Consider the following 2,978-nt stretch of genomic DNA (forward strand, 5'->3'; position numbering starts at 1 on the left):
ATCCTGGACCCGGGCACCCACTGCGCGCCGCTGAAGCGCTCAGCGCGGCGCTCAGGCGCTCCGCGCGCGGCTCAGGCGCTCAGCGCGGCACGCAGCCGGGCCTCGTCGACCGACCAGTAGTCGTGCTCGGCGTCGTCCACGAGGATCACCGGGACCCGGTCGCCGTACTCGGCCCGCCACTCGGCGTCGGTGTCCACGTCGGCGACGGTGAACGGCACCCCGAGCTCTCCGCAGACCCGTTCCACGTCGCGTTCGGCGGTCTCGCACGCCGGGCAGCCCGCGCGGGTCATGACCGTCACCGAGTGCCGCGCCTGCGGCTGCACCACGTCAGACATCGCCCCCATCATCCCCGGTGTCCGCACCGACGGCGCCCCCGGCCGGGTTCCCGGCTGCGGTTCCTCCGGTGGAGCGCAGCTCCGCCCGGCGGACCTTGCCCGTCGGGGAGTGCGGCAGCTCGGTGACCAGATCGACCGTGCGGGGAACCTTGTACCCGGCCAGGCGCTCGGCGCAGTGCTCCTGCACGCGCTGCGCGGACAGCCCCGCCCCCGCCGCGGGCACCACGACCGCCTTCACCGCCTCGCCGGTGCGCTCGTCGAGGGTGCCCACCACGGCCACCTCGGCGACCTGCGGCATCGCGCCGATGACCTCCTCCACCTCGTGCGGGTACACGTTGAAGCCGTTCACGATGACGACGTCCGTGGCCCGGTCGACGAGGTGCAGGTCGCCGTCGACGTCGATGTAGCCGACGTCCCCGGTACGCAACCATCCCTCGGCGTCCGGTCCGTACGCCCCGTCCGGCCAGTACCCGGAGAAGAGGTTGTCCCCGCGCACCGCGACGAGCCCGGTGCCGTCGGCGTCGGTGTCGAAGGCGTCGTCGGGGTCGTCCGGGTCCAGCGGCACCGGCAGCGGGTCACCGTCGTTGTCCACCAGCCGCACCTCGACGCCGGGCAGCGGCCGGCCCACCGAGCCCGGTTTCGGGTAGCCGGTCCGCAGCGTGGAGGTCACCACGGGTGCGGTCTCGGTGAGCCCGTACCCCTCGTACACCCCCTGGCCGGTGGCCGAGCGGATCGCGGCCAGCACCCGGGGGTGCAGGGCGGCGGCCCCGGAGACCATCAGCCGCAGCGCCGACACACTCTCCCGGATGCGTTCGGGCGGTTGCTCGGCCAGCGCCGCGTACATCGCGGGCACACCCACCATCGCGGTCACCCCGTACGCGGTGAGGTCGGCCAGCGCCTGCCCGAGCTCGAACCGGGGCGAGAGCACGGTCGTGGCCCCCGCCGCCGCGGCCGAGAGCAGCCCCGGGCCCAGCCCGTAGATGTGGTGCAGCGGGATCGCCACGAACACCCGGTCGTCCGGAAGGGTGGCCGGCGGGTCGAGGGCGTGCAGCTGTCGGACGTTGGCCAGCAGCGCACGGTGGGACAGCATCGCGCCACGGGCGGGTCCGGCGGTGCCCGAGGTGTAGAAGATCGCGGCGATGTCCTCCCCGCCCCGGGAGGCGTTCCGGGCCACGGCGGCGTCCGGCTCCCCGTCCGGCCCCGGCTCCGACTCCCGGCCCGGATCCAGGTCCGAATCCGGGTCCGGCACCAGGAGGTCCGGTTCGTCCCCGGTCCGTGGTGCGCGGTCGGCGATCAGCAGTCGCGCCCCGCTGTGTTCGAGGACGGGAGTGGTCTCGCCGGACGGTGCCTGCGGGTTCAGCGGGACCGCGATCGCGTCCGCGCGCAGGATCGCGAAGAAGGCGACGGCGAAGCGTGCCGAGGTCGGCAGCCGCAGCGCGACCCGGTCGCCGGGACCGACGCCGGTGGCGGCGATCCGGGTCGCGAGCGCGTCGACGGCGCGGTCGACGACACGCCAGGTCAGTGTGGTGTGTGTCGCTGTATCGATCAACGCCGCGTCGTCGGGTCGGGCCCGCGCCGCGGCGGCGACGAGGTCGGCGACATTGCTGTCCTCACCGGTCACAAACAGCCCCTTTCCGAGTCCGGACAGTGTGCCAGCACTCCCCCGCCGGGCGTGATCAAGCCGGGCCGTGCTCAATTCGCAACAGGGACACCACTACCTACTTTTGGGTAACTACCCGTATGCTCCGTCGGGCGACGTAGTGGCGATGATCACGCGGAGGCCGGGAAAGGGCCCGGAGGAGGTGCGACACGTGAGCATGCCGATCGCTGTTGCGGCGGGGCCCGCACCCGCACGGTTGCGACCGGTCGGGGGCGCGGTGACCGAGCAGACGGCACGCGCCGAGCCCGTCGACGCCACCGTGGCGGAGAACTGGGATCTCGTCCGGCGGGCCCAGGCCGGCGACACGGCCGCGTTCGGCACGCTCTACGACCGGCACGTCGACGGCGTGTACCGGTACGTGCTCCTGCGGGTGGGCGACCGGCACCTGGCCGAGGACGTCACGAGCGAGACGTTCCTGCGTGCCCTGCGCCGGATCACCTCGATCTCCTACCAGGGGCGCGACGTCGGGGCCTGGTTCACCACCATCGCCCGCAACCTGGTGCTGGACCACGTGAAGTCCAGCCGGTTCCGGATGGAGGTCGTCACGGAGGAGATCGCGGAGGCCCCGCCGTCCGAGTCCGCGGGGTCCGGGCCCGAACAGCAGGTCCTCAACCGGAGCACGCACGACGAACTGCTCCGGTGCATCGCCGACCTCGGTGACGACCAGCGGGAATGCATCATCCTGCGGTTCATCCAGGGCTACTCCGTCTCGGAGACCGCCACGATCATGCAGCGCAACGAGGGGGCGGTGAAGGCGCTCCAGCACCGGGCGGTGCGCAGGCTGGCGCGCCTGCTGCCGACCGGCTTCCGGTGACGGTTCCCCGCGCGTAACCACGACCGGTCACCGGTCGTTGCCTCGACGACGGTGTCGATGACGATGTGGAGGCGTGCGCGTGGATTGGGGGCGCGGGTCCCGCGCAGGCCGCTCCCGGCCCGGAAGGCACCGGGCCGACCGGACCGGCAGGCGGCGCGAGCACGAGCGC

The 2,978-nt window shown here is 73.2% G+C and carries 3 protein-coding genes; 1 reads left to right on the top strand and 2 read right to left on the bottom strand.

The genetic code is table 11. From position 1 onward, the window contains the following. Window positions 1-71 precede the first annotated feature (71 nt). Both SACHA_RS0110030 and SACHA_RS0110035 read right to left on the bottom strand, forming a co-directional pair. On the bottom strand, window positions 72-335 hold the full coding sequence (locus SACHA_RS0110030; protein WP_028663046.1) for a glutaredoxin family protein: 264 nt from the start codon (window positions 333-335) through the stop codon (window positions 72-74). Next, a complete protein-coding gene (locus tag SACHA_RS0110035) occupies window positions 328-1,956 on the bottom strand; it encodes an AMP-binding protein (protein ID WP_019809382.1) in 1,629 nt (542 codons plus the stop codon). The genes SACHA_RS0110030 and SACHA_RS0110035 overlap by 8 nt, the downstream gene beginning before the upstream one ends. A gap of 190 nt (window positions 1,957-2,146) precedes the next feature. On the opposite strand from SACHA_RS0110035, the gene SACHA_RS0110040 reads away from it, so the two are divergent. Further along, the gene (locus SACHA_RS0110040) at window positions 2,147-2,809 is read left to right on the top strand and encodes a sigma-70 family RNA polymerase sigma factor (RefSeq protein WP_028663047.1); all 663 of its coding nucleotides are present in this window, start codon (window positions 2,147-2,149) and stop codon (window positions 2,807-2,809) included. Window positions 2,810-2,978 lie beyond the last annotated feature (169 nt).

The organism is Saccharomonospora halophila 8 (genome assembly GCF_000383775.1).
Taxonomy (GTDB): Bacteria; Actinomycetota; Actinomycetes; order Mycobacteriales; family Pseudonocardiaceae; genus Saccharomonospora; species Saccharomonospora halophila.

Excerpts from the sequence above, each read along its gene's own strand:
- SACHA_RS0110030 (WP_028663046.1), bottom strand. The coding sequence starts at position 335 with ATGTCTGACGTGGTGCAGCCGCAGGCGCGGCACTCGGTGACGGTCATG.